Genomic DNA, 16,869 nt, shown 5'->3' with positions numbered 1-16,869 from the left:
GAAACGCTGGAAGGTGGATTTACGAAGGGATAATGCTAACACAGCACATGCTGTTAATACACTTCATCCCTCAGGCGCAGGCCTGAAGGATGAGGAGGCGGACATGGCATTAATGTCCCGGGAACGGCACCAGGCTGTAGCAGTTAACACCGTGTTTTTCGAGGCGTTGTTCACCGCCAAGATCGAACAGATTAATGATGAATGCCGCGTCGGTCACTTCACCGCCCAGACGGCGAATCAGTTTCACTGTGGCTTCGATAGTGCCGCCCGTTGCCAGCAGATCGTCGACCACCAGCACTTTATCGCCCGGCTTGATCGCATCAACATGGATCTCTAACTGGTCAGTACCGTACTCCAGCTCATAGCTCTCGGCGATGGTTTCACGCGGCAGTTTACGCGGTTTACGCACCGGCACAAAGCCAACGCCCAGACCCAGCGCAACCGGTGCGCCGAACAGGAAGCCACGCGCTTCGGTTCCCACTACTTTGGTTACGCCGGCGTTTTTATAACGCTCAACCAGCAATTCAATGCTAAGAGCATACGCTTGCGGATCTTCCAGCAAACTGGTGACATCACGGAACAGAATGCCCGGCTTTGGGTAATCCTGAATGCTTTTGATGCTGTTTTTAAGAAATTCAAGCTGCTGCGCAGTCGCTGTCATGGATTTTTGCCTGATAGAAACGGTATTACTCACGGTACACGCGTTTACACTTTATGTAACCACTGATTAACATTTAATCAGCCGTACCCGTGCTCGAAAACGCCCGAATTTACTGACTGTGCGCCACAATTGCAACTGTCATTGCTGTGGTTTATGGTTTTTGTTGTTTTGCATCAATCACCGGAATACGCCACATAAATAGCAGCAGACCGGCCAGGATCACCAGCAGCAACACGCGCACCCACCACATCTTCACCAGATACAAAGAAACGGCAAAGGTCAACAAAATCACCGCAATGGCGCGCGGCTTCGCGCCAGGCGGCATGGCACGGTACGTTTGCCAGTGCCGCAGATAGCCGCCAAACCAGGAACGGTAGAGCAGCCAGTGATGAAAACGCGGCGATGAGCGCGCAAAACACCATGCCGCCAGCAGAATAAACGGCGTTGTCGGCAGAAGCGGCAGTACCACGCCAAGCGTGCCTAGCACTACCGCCAGCCAGCCAATGATGAGTAAAATAGTCCGTTGCATAGCGCGCTTCATCAGAAAATGAACGGTTAATGTAACAGACTGATATTTACCGGGGGAAGAGACGTGAAAAACGCTGCGCTTTTAAACGCGCTGGAGCAGCAACTGGACAAACTACGCCAGCTGGCCGCGCCGCTGGCGCAGCATGCGACGATCGGCGCGCGCTTTGATCGCCATCTTTTCCAGACCCGCAGTACGTTGATGCAGTCCTGTCTGGATGAGGCGGCGGCCAATCTGGCGGCGCTGCGCCGCGCCGTGGAGGGCAACCATCTGGAGCAGGTTGCCTGGCTGGCGGAACGCCTGACGGCGCAAATTGCCGCTCTCACGCGTGAAAGCGCCGTCTGGCCGCTGCGCGAGTGGGATCATGCATCGCCAGGCATTGCGCGCTGGCAGCGCAGGCGTTTGCAGCATCAGGAGTATGAGCGTCGTCTGCTGGCGATGAAACAGGCGCGCGAGCAACGCTTAAACGCCGTCAGCACGCTGGTCGAACAGCAGCAGCTACATAAAGAAGTGGAGGCGCTGGCTGGCAGACTCGCCCGTTGCCGACAGGCGCTGGACAATATTGAGCGCGTGCTGGCGCGCTTAACCCGCTAAAGTGAGGAGAGAAAATGTCGCTGGAAAACGCTCCGGAGGAGATCAAACTGGCCGTGGATCTGATCATGTTGCTGGAACAACATGAGATTGCGCCAGACGTCGTGCTGAAAGCGCTGGAGATCGTCAAACGGGATTTTGAGAAGAAACTTGAGGAGTGATCCCCTCCCCTGAGGGGAGAGGATCGACAGGATTTACCCCGCCTGAGAAGGCGTCGGATCGTCGCCTTTCAGTTCACGCTTAACTTCAGTCAGCTCATCACCTTTGCCATTGCGCAGGTGGACTTCGAGCTGGTTAAAGGCGATATCAATATTGTTCTCGCGGCACAGCTTGTCGATGGTGCGGTTCAGTTCATCAACCGTATAGCTGCGATCGCGCAGTTCGCGTACGTACAGACGCAGTTCATGATCCAGCGTGCTGGCGCCGAAAGTGGTGAAGAACACCGCCGGCTCCGGATCGTGCATCACTTTTGGATGATCCATCGCCGCTTTCAGCAGCACTTTTTTCACTTTATCCAGATCGGACCCATACGCCACGCCGAGGCGGATCACCACGCGGGTGATGGTATCGGAGAGCGACCAGTTGATCAGACGCTCGGTAACAAACGCCTTGTTCGGAATGATCACCTCTTTACGGTCAAAGTCGGTAATGGTGGTCGCACGGATGCGGATCTTACTCACCGTTCCGGAGAAGGTGCCGATGGTCACGGTATCGCCGATACGCACCGGACGTTCGAACAGGATAATCAGACCGGAGACAAAGTTACCGAAAATTTCCTGTAAGCCGAAACCTAAACCAACCGACAGCGCCGCCGCCAGCCATTGCAGTTTATCCCACGAAACGCCCAGCGAGCCGAATACCGTCAACGCCCCGACGGCGATGATGACGTAGTTCAGGATCGTCGTCACGGCATACGAAGAGCCCTGCCGCATATTGAGCCTGGAGAGGATCAGCACCTCCAGCAAACCCGGTAAGTTGCGGATTAGCGCCCAGGCCACAACAAAAACAATCACCGCAAATAGCAGACTGCCAAGCGTTACGCTCTTCATTACCGCAGCACCGGCTTCGGTGCCGTTGTAGTGCCACAGCGTAATGCTGTCGAGGTAGGCAAATACAGTGATCAGATCTGACCAAATCGCCCAGAACATCACGCCAAACAACGCGACCATCACCAGCATCGTAATACGCAGGGTTTGCTGGTTAACCTGTTCCAGCGCGATGCTCGGCTCTTCCTGCGGTTCAGCGCCTTCGGCCCCCTCTTTTACCATATTCTGCCGACGCGCCAGCGCACGGCGATAGGCAATACGTCGGGCGGCCACGCTGAGGCCACGCAGAACTGTCTGGTAAAGCAGGTTCCAGATAATCACCAGATAGACGGTTTCAATCCAGCGCCCGGAAAGACGCAGCGTGGTATAGAAATACCCCGTCGCGGTCAGCACCATCAGCGCGATCGGCACGATGGCCAGCACGGTGATGGTTGCCAGGCGAATAGCGTGAGACTCTTTGTCGCGCCAGCTTTCGCGGGACATCGGCCAGACCAGGCAGGTGATCACCAGCAGATTCAGCAGGATGACAAACTGCCCCAGCACGTCATCCATCAGATGCAGCGGAGAGAGTTCAGAAACGACCGACCAGAAGTGCAGCGGCAACAGCGCTAGGCTGATACGCACAATTTGCCGCCGCCAGTGGCTGGTAAGCTGGGCGGGCATGTTAAAGTGGCTGACGGCGACACCGTCTTTCTCCAGCACTTTCCAGCACAGGCCGAAGACCAGCCAGAACAATGCCAGTTTTTTACTGAATGCCCACAGCAATTCGCTGACGTTAAGCTGCATGGTCAGCAGAATCAGGCCAATCGCCAGAATAATCAGGCACACCGGCAGCGCGCGGATAAGATCGATCAGAATCGCTTTCGGCGTATGCAACTGACTGTCGTTACGCAGTTGCCCAACCTGCGCCGCCAGCTTCGCCTGATAATCTTTCAGCCAGCGCAGACGCCAGCGGATAAGCCCGGCGATCAGCAGCAACGGTAGCCCTGCAAGGAACGCGATGGCTACCGCAGGCCAGGCTTTCTCCCAGTTGCCGGTGATCTTCATGGATTTGATTTGGTCATGCAGCGCCTGCGGGAAGGATTTGATCCAGTCCCAGTCCATTGGCTTATTGCTGTTCACCCAGAAGATCTGCTGCGTCAGAATTTCCTGCAGGCTTTTCGATACGCTCATCAACTGCTGCTGGTTAACTTGCAGGTTGATGGCCATCATCAACTGAGTACCCAGCTGTTTATTCAGTTGATCGAGCAGTTCACGGCGCATATCCACAACCTGCAACAGCGCGTCATGCACCTCATCGTTGACCTCACTGGAATGACCTTCCTCCAGTTTGGCGACAAAGGTATCGCTCTGGAACAGCGCATCACGCTGCTGGTTGATTTCAAACTGTTCAAGACGCAGATCCGCAATGCGGTTAGTCATGTCTTCCAGCTCATCCGCCGACGGCAATGTCTGCTGTTGCTGATACAAAATACGCGACAGCAACAGGCTGCCTTTCAGCACCGAGATCTGTTCTTTAACATTACGTTCGGATTGCAGGGCGCGGTCGAGCCAGTTTTTCACCTTAATATTCTGCTGCACCAGCGAGTTGCCATTTTCCGTAGCGGCAATCAGCTTCTGGCTGAGCTGATGGTTAATATCCAGCTCCTGTTTCACCAGCGGGTTGGCCTGAATGCGCGACGTTTCATCCGGCGTTACCGCTTCCTGGGCCGTTTTTTCCGTCAGCGTCAGACGCTTGCTGTTCACCGCTTCCTGCAACAACTGCAACTGATGCTCAAGGCGATTGCTGTTCGCCGTCACGTAATCGCGTTGTTTTTGCAGCGTATCCTGTAATGTGGTGTTGCCTTCAAGGCTTTTGCGCAGTTGCTCGATCTGCGCATTCAACAACGCCTGTTGCACCTGCAACAGAGTTTGTTGCGTAGGACGCAGCGCGCCCTCGCCTGCCGCGGTGCCGTTCAGACGGTTACGGATCTGCTGCAACTGCTGGGAAGCGGAGTACATGGAGTTTTGTACGCGCTCGGGCTGCGTTTGCAGCGAGACCAGTTGGCTGTTGTAGTTCGATAAATCGTTCTGGGCAGACTGTAAATCTTCCAGCAATTGCGAGATGCGGGATTCCAGCTGGCGCAGGGAGAGCGAGGCCAGCGTTTTGCGCGTTTCGTCGTCGCTATCTTTATCACTTAACGCATTCAGGGAATCGGTCGCCTGGCGCAATTTATCCGGCGCCTGGGCAATTTTTTGCTTCAGCAGCGCAGTTTCTTGCTTCACGCGGTCGATTTTGTCGAGCGTGTCCAGCGTCTCGGTCAAATCCTGAATAACCAGTTTGTCCTGCGCGGTATGATTTTTTTGTTTGTTTAGCGTATCAAGCTGGCTTTGTATGTCGCTGCGGGAAGGTAAATCGTTCGTGGTCTGCGCAAGGGCGGCGTTACTCACCAGGCTTGCGAAGAGAAGGAACAGTGCGGCGGCAAAAGCAGCGAGCGTGTTTCGCGTGCGGTAGTTGTGCAACATAATTTGAGCGATCGTTTTCTGTACGGGAAAGGCGGCCGGAATAGCCGCGAACGCAAGAATATCACGCCATTATGCAACAACCTAGAAAAGTGACTCGCCTCCAGGAGAAATCCTGGCGGCTCTGATAGTCAGGCGCTGACGACGCCCGGGTCTGTTCGCAGCGTCGGGCATAACTGGCACATCTCCAGCAGGATCGCCACGTAATCACGCGCTTCTTTTTTCAAATCGAAAGATTGCGGCGCAAACAGCCAGTTTGCCATAATGCCGGAAATATAGGCGCGCATTAATACCGCTACGCGGCGAGTGAGTAAATTAGCGGGCAGCAATTTTGCCTGAATACACTGGGCAAGCGTATGCTCGATTCGATCATAGCTTTCGAGGCACAGGTTACGCTGCGCTTCTTGCACAATCGTCATTTCCCCGACAAACTCACATTTATGAAAAATGATCTCCATCATTAATCGCCGCCGCTCTTCAACGACTGTCGCTTCAAGGATATAAACCAATATTTCTCTTAATACTGAGAGTGGATCGCCAGGGAATTTTGCCCGATACTCAAGCTCAAGATCGTCAATACTGAACTCTGATAATTTCCAAATTTCACTAAACAAATCCGACTTATTTTTGAAGTGCCAGTAAATCGCGCCGCGAGTCACACCTGCCGCCTGCGCAATGTCAGCCAGCGAAGTAGAAGAAACGCCTTGCCGGGAAAACACGTGTATGGCGACATCGAGAATGTGCTGTCGCGTCTCCAGCGCTTGTTGTTTGGTTTTTCGTGCCATATGTCGGTGAATTTACAGGAGTCAGATTTACATACATTTGTGAATGTTTGTACCATAGCACGACCATAATATAAACGCAGCAATGGGTTTTTGGGCCACTGATCCATTGATCAATTTGAAATCGGACACTCGAGGTTTACATATGAACAAAAACAGAGGGTTTACGCCTCTGGCGGTCGTTCTGATGCTTTCGGGCAGCTTAGCGCTTACAGGATGTGATGAAAAACCGGCTCAGCAGGGTGCGGGTCAGATGCCGGAAGTTGGTGTCGTCACGGTCAAGACGGAACCTCTGCAAATCACCACTGAGCTACCGGGCCGAACGACGGCTTTTCGCATTGCGGAAGTGCGTCCTCAGGTCAGCGGCATTATTTTGAAACGCAACTTCACGGAAGGCAGTGACGTTGAAGCAGGTGTCTCGCTCTATCAGATTGATCCCGCTACTTATCAGGCAGCTTATGACAGCGCCAAAGGCGATCTGGCGAAAGCGCAAGCAGCTGCCAACATCGCGCAGATGACCGTCAACCGTTATCAGAAACTGCTGGGCACCAAGTACATCAGCCAACAGGATTACGATACCGCGCAGGCGGACGCTCAGCAGGCTAACGCTACCGTTGTCGCAGCGAAAGCAGCAGTAGAAACCGCGCGCATCAACCTGGCGTATACCAAAGTGATTTCCCCCATCAGCGGTCGTACCGGGACTTCCACCGTCACGGAAGGCGCGCTGGTACAGAGCGGGCAAACCACTGCGCTGACTACCGTGCAGCAGCTTGATCCGATCTACGTTGACGTTACCCAGTCCAGCAATGATTTCCTGCGTCTGCAGCAGGAAATGGCGAACGGTACGCTGAAGCAGGACAACGGCAAAGCGAAAGTTCAGCTCGTTACCAACGACGGTGTTCAATACGCCCAGGAAGGTACGCTTGAGTTCTCTGGCGTGACGGTAGACCAGACCACCGGTTCCATCACTCTGCGTGCGGTGTTCCCGAACCCGGATCACTCGTTGCTGCCGGGCATGTTCGTCCGCGCCAAACTGGAAGAAGGTGTCAACCCGAATGCCATGCTGGTTCCACAGCAGGGTGTTACCCGTACGCCGCGCGGTGACGCAACGGCGATGGTGGTGGGTGAAGGCGATAAAGTTGAAGTCCGTAATATCGTCGCAAGCCAGGCCATTGGCGACAAATGGTTGGTGACTGACGGTCTGAAAAGCGGCGATCGTGTGATTATTGCCGGCTTACAAAAAGTCAAACCGGGCGTGCAGGTTAAAGCTCAGGAAGTGACTTCTGACAACAAAGAGCAAGCCCAGGCAGGCGGCCAGTCAGAAAAACCGAAGTCTTAACTAAAACAGGAGCCGTTAAGACATGGCTAAGTTTTTTATCGATCGCCCCATCTTTGCGTGGGTTATCGCGATTATCATCATGTTGGCAGGGGCTCTCTCGATCCTCAAATTGCCGGTAGCGCAATATCCAACCATTGCGCCGCCTGCAATTCAGATCACGGCCACCTACCCGGGTGCTGATGCGAAAACGGTACAGGATACCGTGACGCAGGTCATCGAACAGAACATGAACGGTATCGATAACCTGCTTTATATGTCCTCTGCCAGTGATTCCTCTGGTACGGTACAAATTACAATTACTTTTGATTCCGGAACGGATGCGGATATCGCGCAGGTTCAGGTGCAGAACAAACTGCAACTGGCCATGCCGCTGTTACCGCAAGAAGTGCAGCAGCAAGGCGTTAGCGTCGAGAAATCATCCAGCAGCTTCTTGATGGTTCTCGGGATGATCAGTACCGATGGTTCCATGACGCAGGAAGATATTGCGGACTACGTCGGCGCAACCATCAAAGATCCGGTCAGCCGTACTTCCGGCGTCGGTGACGTTCAGCTGTTCGGTGCGCAGTATGCGATGCGTATCTGGATGGACCCGAGCAAACTCAATAACTTCCAGCTCACGCCAGTTGACGTGATTGCGGCTATCAAAGCGCAGAACGCCCAGGTCGCGGCAGGTCAGTTAGGCGGTACTCCGCCGGTGAAAGGGCAGCAGTTAAATGCCTCTATCATCGCGCAAACCCGTCTGACCTCCACGGAAGAGTTCGGTAAGATCCTGCTGAAAGTAAATGCTGACGGTTCGCAGGTTCGTCTGCGCGACGTGGCGAAGATTGAACTGGGCGGCGAAAGCTATGACGTAATCGCGCGCTATAACGGCCAACCGGCTGCGGGTCTCGGTATCAAACTGGCAACCGGCGCGAACGCGCTCGATACTGCCGAAGCGGTACGTGCGACTATCGGCAAACTGGAGCCTTTCTTCCCGCACGGCCTGAAAGTGGTTTATCCGTATGACACCACGCCATTCGTTAAGATCTCGATTAACGAAGTGGTGAAAACGCTGGTTGAAGCGATCGTACTGGTATTCCTGGTCATGTACCTGTTCCTGCAAAACTTCCGCGCAACGCTGATCCCAACGATCGCGGTGCCGGTGGTACTGCTCGGGACATTCGCGATACTCGCCGCCTTTGGCTACTCCATCAACACCCTCACCATGTTCGGTATGGTGTTGGCGATAGGTCTGTTGGTAGACGATGCTATCGTGGTGGTGGAAAACGTCGAACGTGTGATGATGGAAGAAGGCCTGCCGCCAAAAGAGGCGACGCGCCGTTCCATGGGGCAGATTCAGGGCGCGCTGGTTGGTATTGCGCTGGTGCTGTCAGCGGTATTTATCCCGATGGCGTTCTTCGGTGGTTCTACCGGTGCTATCTATCGCCAGTTCTCCATTACTATCGTTTCCGCGATGGTGCTGTCTGTGCTGGTCGCATTGATCCTGACGCCGGCGCTGTGCGCCACGATGCTGAAGCCGGTTGCCAAAGGCGACCACGGTGAAGGCAAAAAAGGCTTCTTCGGCTGGTTCAACCGCATGTTTGAGAAGAGCACGCACCACTACACCGACAGCGTAGGGAACATTCTGCGCAGCACCGGTCGTTACTTGCTGCTCTATATCGTCATCGTTGCGGGTATGGCGGTGCTGTTTGTGCGTCTGCCAAGTTCGTTCCTGCCGGATGAAGACCAGGGCGTATTTCTCACTATGGCCCAGTTGCCTGCGGGTGCGACGCAAGAGCGTACGCAGAAGGTGCTGGATGAAGTGACGAAATATTATCTGGAAAACGAGAAAGACAACGTTAACTCCGTCTTTACCGTTAACGGCTTTGGCTTCTCTGGTCGCGGTCAGAACACCGGTCTGGCGTTCGTATCGCTGAAAAACTGGGACGAACGTCCTGGTGAAGCGAATAAAGTACCGGCAATCGCAGGCCGTACGAGCGCGCACTTTGCATCGATTAAAGATGCAATGGTCTTCGCTTTCAACCTGCCAGCGATTGTTGAACTCGGTACGGCAACCGGCTTCGACTTCCAGTTGATTGACCAGGCGAACCTGGGACATGAGAAATTAACCCAGGCGCGTAACCAGCTGTTTGGCGAAATCGCTCAGCATCCGGATCTGCTGGTGGGCGTGCGTCCTAACGGCCTGGAAGATACACCGCAGTTCAAGATCGATATCGATCAGGAAAAAGCACAGGCGCTGGGCGTGTCGATTAGCGACATCAACACCACGCTGGGTGCAGCCTGGGGCGGCAGCTACGTTAACGACTTTATCGACCGTGGTCGCGTGAAGAAAGTGTACGTCATGTCGCAGGCCAAATACCGCATGCTGCCAAGCGATATTGGTAACTGGTACGTGCGGGCGACCGATGGACAGATGGTGCCGTTCTCCGCCTTCTCCAGCACACACTGGGAATACGGTTCACCGCGTCTGGAGCGTTACAACGGTCTGCCGTCGATGGAAATCCTCGGCCAGGCGGCACCGGGTAAAAGTACCGGTGAAGCAATGGCGATGATGGAACAACTGGCCAGTAAGCTGCCGACCGGTATCGGTTATGACTGGACGGGGATGTCCTTCCAGGAACGTCTCTCCGGCAACCAGGCGCCTGCGTTGTATGCTATCTCGCTGATCGTGGTATTCCTCTGCCTTGCAGCGCTGTATGAAAGCTGGTCGATTCCGTTCTCGGTCATGCTGGTTGTACCACTGGGTGTTGTGGGCGCATTGCTGGCTGCCACCTTCCGCGGTCTGACCAACGACGTTTACTTCCAGGTGGGCCTGCTGACAACCATTGGTTTGTCGGCGAAGAACGCGATACTTATCGTCGAATTCGCCAAAGACCTGATGGATAAAGAAGGCAAAGGCCTGGTAGAGGCGACGCTGGAAGCGGTTCGTATGCGTCTGCGTCCAATTCTGATGACCTCGCTGGCATTTATCCTTGGGGTGCTGCCGTTGGTTATCAGCTCCGGTGCAGGTTCCGGCGCGCAGAACGCAGTAGGTACTGGCGTAATGGGCGGGATGATCACCGCAACCATACTGGCTATCTTCTTCGTTCCGGTGTTCTTCGTGGTGGTACGCCGCCGCTTTAGCCGCCGCGGTGAGGATATTGAGCACAGCCATAAGGTTGAGGAACACTGATTGTTTCTCTAATAGAAAAGGCCGCACTTAGCGGCCTTTTTCATATCTGCACATCCGCAATTAAAAGCATTTATTGTCTGTTTGTTTATTTTGTCCTGCCGATATAAGGCTTATAATAACTATGTATTTTGAAAGCAGCGATCATTTACCATTTATAAAACTTAATTATCTGGTACAATCAGTTTAACTCAGACGATTCCTGGTATAAAAATACCGTTCGGGCTGGAATAATCTCTGCCATGCTAACTTAATGAATCTCAAGGATGAACAAGCAATAACGCCCACGGGCGTAACAAGCTTCATCCCGACGTCATGTTCCTATTTTGTCCATTTTTCTCAAAAAAAACATTATTTGTAATTTTTCGTGATAGCACAATGAAATCCCATTCAGACTAGCTTATAGTTATATTGACAAACATAAAGCAGCGTCTGTCTCTGGTCAGAGCAGAAGTTCCCATCCTGAAACAGCAGTCGGTCAGTAAAAAAATTACCACTCAGAAGGGGATGCGTTATGGACGAATACTCGCCAAAAAGGCATGATATCGCGCAGCTCAAATTTCTCTGCGAAACGCTGTACCATGACTGCCTTGTTAATCTCGAAGAGAGCCATCATGGGTGGGTTAACGATCCTACATCAGCGGTCAATCTGCAGTTAAATGAGCTGATAGAACACATAGCGACCTTCGCACTTAATTATAAAATTAAGTACAATGAAGATAATAAACTGATTGAACAGATAGACGAATATCTTGACGATACGTTTATGTTGTTCAGTAGCTATGGCATAAATACACATGACTTACAGAAATGGCGTAAAACAGGCAACAAGCTGTTCCGCTGCTTCGTCAATGTAAGCAAGGCTAATCCTGTTAGCCACTCTTGTTAATTTTTCAACACTAAGGTGAAGGTATGTCCGAAAAACCATTAACAAAAGTTGATTATTTGATGCGTCTCAGACGTTGTCAGACAATTGATACCCTTGAACGTGTAATTGAAAAAAATAAATACGAACTTCCGGATGAGGAACTCGCGGTGTTTTATTCAGCAGCCGATCATCGTCTGGCAGAACTGACCATGAATAAGCTGTATGACAAAATCCCCTCCTCCGTGTGGAAATTTGTACGATAATTCTGCTAACTCTTTTTCTGCGCAAACAGAGCGTTCAGATTCCGTGACGAGTGTCTTCGAATCAGATGAATGACGAAAAGCAAAAAATGATTGCCGGATTGCCCTACCTTTCGGCAGATGAAGTCTTGCGCGCCGATCGTCTGCGGGCCAGGCAGTTGCTGCATCGATACAATCATTCGGCGCCGGAAGAAAAAGCCGAGCGTAAAGATATTCTCTCCAGCCTTCTCGGCCACAGTGATGGGGCCTATATCGAACCGAATTTTCGCTGCGATTATGGCTACAATATTTTTCTCGGCCGCAATTTCTACGCCAATTTCGACTGCGTCATGCTCGATGTTTGTCCAATTCATATCGGCGATAACTGTATGCTGGCACCCGGCGTGCATATCTACACCGCAACGCATCCGCTGGATGCCGCCGAACGCATCAGCGGCGTGGAATATGGCAAACCTGTCACCATTGGTCACAATGTCTGGATAGGTGGCCGCGCCATTATCAACCCAGGCGTAACGATTGGCGATAACGCCGTCATCGCCTCCGGCGCGGTCATCGTGAAAGATGTTCCGGCCAATGTCGTGGTCGGCGGCAACCCGGCGCGTATCATCAAACCTCTGCCAGCCATCTAACTGTTATCGTTTTTTGCGGCAAAACTGTTACTTTTTTCATACAAAATGGCAACTTAAAATAGCGTGTCCACCTGCAAAACAGTATCAGTAAAGGCGTAAGATGACAGAGATACAGCGGCTGCTCACCGAAACGATTGAAGAGATCAACCAGCGCGAGAAACGGGATAACCGCCCGCGCTTCAGCATCAGTTTTATTCGCAAACACCCCGGCCTGTTTGTCGGCATGTATCTGGCCTGGCTTGCCACGCTGGCGGTGATGCTGCAGTCCGAAACCCTCTCCGGCTCCGTCTGGCTATTGATCGTGCTCTTCGTGGTTCTGAACGGTTTCTTCTTTTTTGACGTTTATCCGCGTTACCACTACGAAGATATCGATGTGCTCGATTTCCGGGTCTGCTATAACGGCGAGTGGTACAACACGCGATTTGTTCCGTCAGGTTTGATTAACGCGATCCTGCAATCCCCGCAGGTCGAGCAAGAGAGCAAATCCCGGCTGGAAAAAATGGTCGCGCGTAAGGGCGAACTCTCGTTTTACGACGTCTTCACCCTCACCCGCCCCGAGACTGCTCAATCAATCGGTTAAGCGTACGTACCGCCGCCGTAAACCGGCTGGCGGACGTATTACCGTAACCCAGAACCAGCCCGCTGGATACAGCACTTTTGTGCAGCCAGAAACGGCTTAATGCATGGGGCGCAAGTTGCCATTGCCGCGCCGCGCGGACCACCGCCTCATCATCAATCCCCGGGATCGCCAGCGTTAAGTGCAGCCCACCGCCGCCGCCATAAACCTGATGCGCAACGTGCAGCTCATTGCGAACGGCTTCCAGCAGATGCGCTTGCCGCTTGCGATACAGCCGACGCATCGCGGCGAGATGACGTGCGTAGTGCCCATCTTCAATAAAACGCGCCAGCGTCAGTTGCTCGGCACGATGACCGCCACGTAACAAACTACCGATTGCTGGCCCGGCAGCCTGCGCCAGCGCGGGCGGCATCACCATAAAACCGATACGCAACGAGGGAAACAAGGTTTTACTAAAAGTGCCAAGATAAACCACGGGCGGATTCGCCACCATGCCTGACATCGCCGGAATGGGCTCGCCCGGATAGCGAAACTCACTATCGTAATCATCTTCTACAATCCAGCTTCCCACTTGCCGGGCATAGTCCAGCAGCGCCAGCCGCCGGGCCGCGCTCATTACCTTGCCCAGCGGATACTGATGTGACGGCGAAGTGTAAATCATGCGCGGCGGCGGGGCCGCAGAGTTCAGCACCATTCCTTCGTCGTCGATCGGCATCCCCGAAACGTCCAGGCCTGCGGCGAGAAAAGCGCTTTTGGCTCCTCCGTAACCCGGCTCTTCCACCCATGCATGATCGCCCACGTCACTGAGCAAATGCACGCAAAGCATCAGCGCTTCCTGCGCGCCTTCGGTGATCACTATCTGTTCAGCATCGCAATCAATGCCGCGAGATATCGCCAGATGGCGCGCTATCGCTACACGTAACCGCCATTCACCGGCGGATTCACCATAATTCAATAACAGGCTGCCTTCATCGCGCCACACCCGTTCAGCCAGCCGTCGCCAGACAGCCAGCGGGAAGTAATTTGCCGCCGGAATGCCAGGCGTCAGCGCCAGCGCGGGCGAATGACGTAAAGCCCCGCCCGGCAGTTGTTGTACACGCTGCGCGAGCGTTACCGATGGTGCTGGGTCCGTTCGCTCAACTGTTGCCAGTTTCGCCACTCGTGTTCCCTGGCGATCGCGCAACACATACCCTTCAACGGCCAGCTGTTCCAGCGCCGCATTCACGGTATTGCGCGAAATATGCAGCCTCTCCGCCAGTACGCGCGATCCCGGCAACAGGCTGCCGGGCTTTAACATCCCCTGCCGTACCGCATCGCGCAACGCCACATACAGCGCGCGCTGGCGCGTCAGGCTGGCGCGCTCCTCCAGCGCCCGGCGCAGCAGTGCGTACAATCCTTCCTCAGGAATATTCATTATTTTCTCCGCGTGGCTCCATAAAACTATAACCTTATGGTTCTTCTTATGGAACCAGCACGGCGTTACGCTGCTTCCGCATACACAAGGAGACACCATGAGCCAGTTCAATCACTATCAACAACCTATCGGCGATGCGTTGCCCGACTGGCAGCCGCGCCCTTTCCCGCAGCGTGTTACTCTCGAGGGCCGTTATTGCCGTCTTGAGCCGCTGGGCACTGAGCACGCCAGCGCGCTGTTTCAGGCGCATCAACAAGCAGGCGATGACCGGAGCTGGACGTGGTTGCTGCGGGAGCCGGAAAAAGATGAAGCGGCATTTCGCGACTGGATAGCCAGCACCTGCACGCTGCACGATCCGCTGCATTTTGCCGTCATAGACAACAAAACTTCGCAGCCGGTCGGTAGCCTCGCGCTGATGCGTATTGATGAGAAAAACGGTGTTATGGAAGTGGGAAGCGTGCATTTCTCGCCGTTGCTGGCTCGTACGCCCGCCTCGACGGAAGCGCAATGGCTATTGATGAACTATGCCTTTACCACGCTGGGATACCGGCGCTACGAGTGGAAGTGTAACAGCCTGAATGCGCCTTCACGCCAGGCGGCGCTGCGTCTCGGTTTTCAGTATGAAGGCCGTTTCCGCCAGGCGCTGGTGCTCAAAGGCCATAATCGCGATACCGACTGGTTTTCAATTATTGACAGTGAATGGCCACAGATTGACCGCGCGCTGCAACGCTGGCTTGCCGCCGACAACTTCACGGCCGATGGCAAGCAGCGCAGTTCCCTGGCATCACTTCGCGCTTAACGTTTTTTCTTTTTGCCTTGCACCGCTTTGAAACGCGGATTGGATTTACAGATCACATATAAACGCCCCTTGCGCCGGACAATCTGGCAGTCAGGGTGGCGTTGTTTCGCACTGCGCAATGAATTCAGCACCTGCATCACTTACTCCTTTTTATCGCTAAAAAAGCGACCGTAACGTTGCTGGAAACGTGCCGCGCTGCCTTCATTAGCAATCACTTTTTGTTTACCGGTGTAATAAGGATGCGACGCCGACGAAACGTCGATGGTGACGTACGGATAGGTCACGCCTTCCAGTTCAATTTCGCGTTCCGTTTTAATGGTTGAACCCACTTTAAAGTACTCGTTGGCGCTGGTGTCGTGGAAAACCACCGTACGATAGTGAGGATGGATATCAGCTTTCATAATTCGCTCATCTGTTTTGTTATAACATAACAAAAGTCTATCGAAATTATTTCTCCATTTCAAGCCATCCGCGTTATGCGTTTTTCGCAAAAGCACGTGATCCTGCGCGAACATATATTAGAAAAGAACGTTATTGGTTGAATTGTTGCCCCTGAGGCAAGCTGTCATCACACCTGACGAAGAGGAAAAAGAAAATGCGCTGTTGTTGTCCCCGAACCCTGAGCCTGACCAGAACACGATTATTGACTGCCTTCGGAGAACACAATGAACGCAACGACGTTACCGATCCTCGATCTTTCCCGCTACACACACGGCGCTGAACGCGAACGCTTTCTTGCCGATCTGCGCCACGCTGCGCGCGATATCGGCTTCTTCTACCTGATTAACCACGGCGTCGATGACGCACTGCAACACGCTGTCCAGCAAGAATCCCGACGTTTTTTCGCCCTGACTGATGAGCAAAAACAGCAAGTGGCGATGATCCACTCCCCCCATTTTCGTGGCTATAACCGCGCAGCCTCAGAGATAACCCGCGGGCAGCCGGACTGGCGCGAACAGTTCGATATTGGCGCGGAACGCCCGGCGCTGCAGTTCAGCGACAGCGATCCCGGCTGGCGACGTTTACAAGGCCCGAATCTTTGGCCGCAAGCCTTGCCTACGCTGAAACCCGCCCTGCTCGCCTGGCAAAAGGCGATGACCGGTATGGCCATCACACTACTGCGGGCGTTTGCCGAAGCACTGCAACTGCCTGCGGATGCCTTTGACGCGCTGTATGGCGATAAACCGAACGAGCATATCAAACTGATCCGTTACCCTGGCCAGCACTCGACCCAGAGCGCGCAAGGCGTTGGCGCCCATAAAGATTCCGGCTTTCTCAGTTTTCTGCTGCAGGACGAGCAAAAAGGGCTGCAGGTGGAAGTCGAACCAGGCCACTGGATCGATGCCGCGCCGCTGGCGGGCAGTTTCGTCGTCAACATTGGCGAGTTGCTGGAACTGGCCACCAACGGTTATCTGCGCGCCACCGTTCACCGCGTGGTTTCGCCCCCGGCGGAACAGCAGCGTTTGTCGATTGCTTTCTTCCTCGGCGCCCAGCTTGATGCGGTGGTGCCGTTGTACACCCTGCCGCCGAAGCTGGCGCAAGAGGCGCGCGGGCCGGAGAGCGATCCGCACAATCCGCTGCTGCGCGACGTCGGCTGGAACTACCTGAAAGGCCGCCTGCGCTCCCATCCGGATGTGGCGGAACGTTATTACCGCGATGTGCTGCGCGAACGCACTGAACAATTGATCGTCTGACCATAACAACAC

At 53.9% G+C, this 16,869-nt stretch carries 17 protein-coding genes; 10 read left to right on the top strand and 7 right to left on the bottom strand.

Annotated elements, in window-relative coordinates:
- Positions 1–109: 109 nt before the first annotated feature.
- Entirely contained in the window at positions 110–661 is a 552-nt protein-coding gene (apt, locus tag C0557_RS05340) for an adenine phosphoribosyltransferase (protein WP_208657743.1), read from the bottom strand.
- A 151-nt stretch (positions 662–812) separates the two neighbouring features.
- Positions 813–1,190: a DUF454 family protein gene (locus C0557_RS05335; protein ID WP_007373591.1), complete on the bottom strand. Its 378-nt coding sequence runs from the start codon at positions 1,188–1,190 to the stop codon at positions 813–815.
- Positions 1,191–1,253: 63 nt separating this feature from the next.
- Here C0557_RS05335 and priC point away from each other — a divergent pair, with 63 nt between their 5' ends.
- Positions 1,254–1,781, top strand: a complete 528-nt coding sequence (gene priC / locus C0557_RS05330) for a primosomal replication protein N'' (protein WP_074776667.1) — start codon at positions 1,254–1,256, stop codon at positions 1,779–1,781.
- Positions 1,782–1,795: 14 nt separating this feature from the next.
- Complete coding sequence (gene rsmS, locus C0557_RS05325) at positions 1,796–1,939, top strand: pleiotropic regulatory protein RsmS (RefSeq protein ID WP_064568146.1); 144 nt, start codon at positions 1,796–1,798, stop codon at positions 1,937–1,939.
- A gap of 33 nt (positions 1,940–1,972) precedes the next feature.
- On the opposite strand, the gene mscK is transcribed toward rsmS, so the two are convergent.
- Both mscK and acrR read right to left on the bottom strand, forming a co-directional pair.
- Complete coding sequence (gene mscK / locus C0557_RS05320) at positions 1,973–5,329, bottom strand: mechanosensitive channel MscK (protein WP_208657742.1); 3,357 nt, start codon at positions 5,327–5,329, stop codon at positions 1,973–1,975.
- Positions 5,330–5,457: 128 nt separating this feature from the next.
- The gene (acrR, locus tag C0557_RS05315) at positions 5,458–6,111 is read right to left on the bottom strand and encodes a multidrug efflux transporter transcriptional repressor AcrR (protein ID WP_208657741.1); all 654 of its coding nucleotides are present in this window, start codon (positions 6,109–6,111) and stop codon (positions 5,458–5,460) included.
- 142 nt (positions 6,112–6,253) lie between these two features.
- On the opposite strand from acrR, the gene acrA reads away from it, so the two are divergent.
- From acrA to C0557_RS05285, 6 genes are all read left to right on the top strand, one after another.
- Complete coding sequence (gene acrA, locus C0557_RS05310; protein WP_074776664.1) at positions 6,254–7,447, top strand: multidrug efflux RND transporter periplasmic adaptor subunit AcrA; 1,194 nt, start codon at positions 6,254–6,256, stop codon at positions 7,445–7,447.
- A 22-nt stretch (positions 7,448–7,469) separates the two neighbouring features.
- Positions 7,470–10,619, top strand: a complete 3,150-nt coding sequence (acrB, locus tag C0557_RS05305; RefSeq protein ID WP_208657740.1) for a multidrug efflux RND transporter permease subunit AcrB — start codon at positions 7,470–7,472, stop codon at positions 10,617–10,619.
- A 511-nt stretch (positions 10,620–11,130) separates the two neighbouring features.
- On the top strand, positions 11,131–11,505 hold the full coding sequence (gene tomB / locus C0557_RS05300) for an Hha toxicity modulator TomB (protein WP_007373584.1): 375 nt from the start codon (positions 11,131–11,133) through the stop codon (positions 11,503–11,505).
- Between the two features lie 23 nt (positions 11,506–11,528).
- Complete coding sequence (locus tag C0557_RS05295; protein ID WP_007373583.1) at positions 11,529–11,747, top strand: HHA domain-containing protein; 219 nt, start codon at positions 11,529–11,531, stop codon at positions 11,745–11,747.
- A 65-nt stretch (positions 11,748–11,812) separates the two neighbouring features.
- Positions 11,813–12,373, top strand: a complete 561-nt coding sequence (gene maa, locus C0557_RS05290) for a maltose O-acetyltransferase (protein ID WP_208657739.1) — start codon at positions 11,813–11,815, stop codon at positions 12,371–12,373.
- A 100-nt stretch (positions 12,374–12,473) separates the two neighbouring features.
- Positions 12,474–12,953, top strand: coding sequence for a YlaC family protein (locus C0557_RS05285; protein ID WP_208657738.1), 480 nt, complete (start codon positions 12,474–12,476; stop codon positions 12,951–12,953).
- Here the strand turns inward: C0557_RS05285 and C0557_RS05280 are convergent.
- On the bottom strand, positions 12,919–14,364 hold the full coding sequence (locus tag C0557_RS05280) for a PLP-dependent aminotransferase family protein (RefSeq protein ID WP_208657737.1): 1,446 nt from the start codon (positions 14,362–14,364) through the stop codon (positions 12,919–12,921). The two genes, C0557_RS05285 and C0557_RS05280, sit on opposite strands and share 35 nt — an antisense overlap.
- A 97-nt stretch (positions 14,365–14,461) precedes the next feature.
- Here C0557_RS05280 and C0557_RS05275 point away from each other — a divergent pair, with 97 nt between their 5' ends.
- Positions 14,462–15,163, top strand: coding sequence for a GNAT family N-acetyltransferase (locus tag C0557_RS05275; RefSeq protein WP_208657736.1), 702 nt, complete (start codon positions 14,462–14,464; stop codon positions 15,161–15,163).
- Here C0557_RS05275 and ykgO read toward each other — a convergent pair.
- Both ykgO and C0557_RS05265 read right to left on the bottom strand, forming a co-directional pair.
- A complete protein-coding gene (ykgO, locus tag C0557_RS05270) occupies positions 15,160–15,300 on the bottom strand; it encodes a type B 50S ribosomal protein L36 (RefSeq protein WP_007373577.1) in 141 nt (46 codons plus the stop codon). The two genes, C0557_RS05275 and ykgO, sit on opposite strands and share 4 nt — an antisense overlap.
- Positions 15,301–15,303: 3 nt before the next feature.
- On the bottom strand, positions 15,304–15,564 hold the full coding sequence (locus tag C0557_RS05265; RefSeq protein WP_043954585.1) for a type B 50S ribosomal protein L31: 261 nt from the start codon (positions 15,562–15,564) through the stop codon (positions 15,304–15,306).
- 264 nt (positions 15,565–15,828) lie between these two features.
- Here C0557_RS05265 and C0557_RS05260 point away from each other — a divergent pair, with 264 nt between their 5' ends.
- Positions 15,829–16,857 (top strand): isopenicillin N synthase family oxygenase, encoded by a 1,029-nt coding sequence (locus tag C0557_RS05260; RefSeq protein WP_074776657.1) that lies wholly within the window; start codon positions 15,829–15,831, stop codon positions 16,855–16,857.
- Positions 16,858–16,869: the final 12 nt, after the last annotated feature.

Origin of the sequence: Kosakonia sp. MUSA4, assembly GCF_013085925.1 — a bacterium.
GTDB classification, from domain to species: Bacteria; Pseudomonadota; Gammaproteobacteria; order Enterobacterales; family Enterobacteriaceae; genus Kosakonia; species Kosakonia sacchari_B.
This window is presented reverse-complemented; position numbering and strand designations above follow the sequence as displayed.

Coding starts and splice junctions, on each gene's coding strand:
- rsmS (WP_064568146.1), top strand. CDS start 1,796: ATGTCGCTGGAAAACGCTCCGGAGGAGATCAAACTGGCCGTGGATCTG.
- C0557_RS05285 (WP_208657738.1), top strand. CDS start 12,474: ATGACAGAGATACAGCGGCTGCTCACCGAAACGATTGAAGAGATCAAC.
- C0557_RS05335 (WP_007373591.1), bottom strand. CDS start 1,190: ATGCAACGGACTATTTTACTCATCATTGGCTGGCTGGCGGTAGTGCTA.
- acrA (WP_074776664.1), top strand. CDS start 6,254: ATGAACAAAAACAGAGGGTTTACGCCTCTGGCGGTCGTTCTGATGCTT.
- acrR (WP_208657741.1), bottom strand. CDS start 6,111: ATGGCACGAAAAACCAAACAACAAGCGCTGGAGACGCGACAGCACATT.
- ykgO (WP_007373577.1), bottom strand. CDS start 15,300: ATGCAGGTGCTGAATTCATTGCGCAGTGCGAAACAACGCCACCCTGAC.
- maa (WP_208657739.1), top strand. CDS start 11,813: ATGAATGACGAAAAGCAAAAAATGATTGCCGGATTGCCCTACCTTTCG.
- apt (WP_208657743.1), bottom strand. CDS start 661: ATGACAGCGACTGCGCAGCAGCTTGAATTTCTTAAAAACAGCATCAAA.
- tomB (WP_007373584.1), top strand. CDS start 11,131: ATGGACGAATACTCGCCAAAAAGGCATGATATCGCGCAGCTCAAATTT.
- mscK (WP_208657742.1), bottom strand. CDS start 5,329: ATGTTGCACAACTACCGCACGCGAAACACGCTCGCTGCTTTTGCCGCC.
- C0557_RS05275 (WP_208657736.1), top strand. CDS start 14,462: ATGAGCCAGTTCAATCACTATCAACAACCTATCGGCGATGCGTTGCCC.
- C0557_RS05260 (WP_074776657.1), top strand. CDS start 15,829: ATGAACGCAACGACGTTACCGATCCTCGATCTTTCCCGCTACACACAC.
- C0557_RS05295 (WP_007373583.1), top strand. CDS start 11,529: ATGTCCGAAAAACCATTAACAAAAGTTGATTATTTGATGCGTCTCAGA.
- acrB (WP_208657740.1), top strand. CDS start 7,470: ATGGCTAAGTTTTTTATCGATCGCCCCATCTTTGCGTGGGTTATCGCG.
- C0557_RS05280 (WP_208657737.1), bottom strand. CDS start 14,364: ATGAATATTCCTGAGGAAGGATTGTACGCACTGCTGCGCCGGGCGCTG.
- C0557_RS05265 (WP_043954585.1), bottom strand. CDS start 15,564: ATGAAAGCTGATATCCATCCTCACTATCGTACGGTGGTTTTCCACGAC.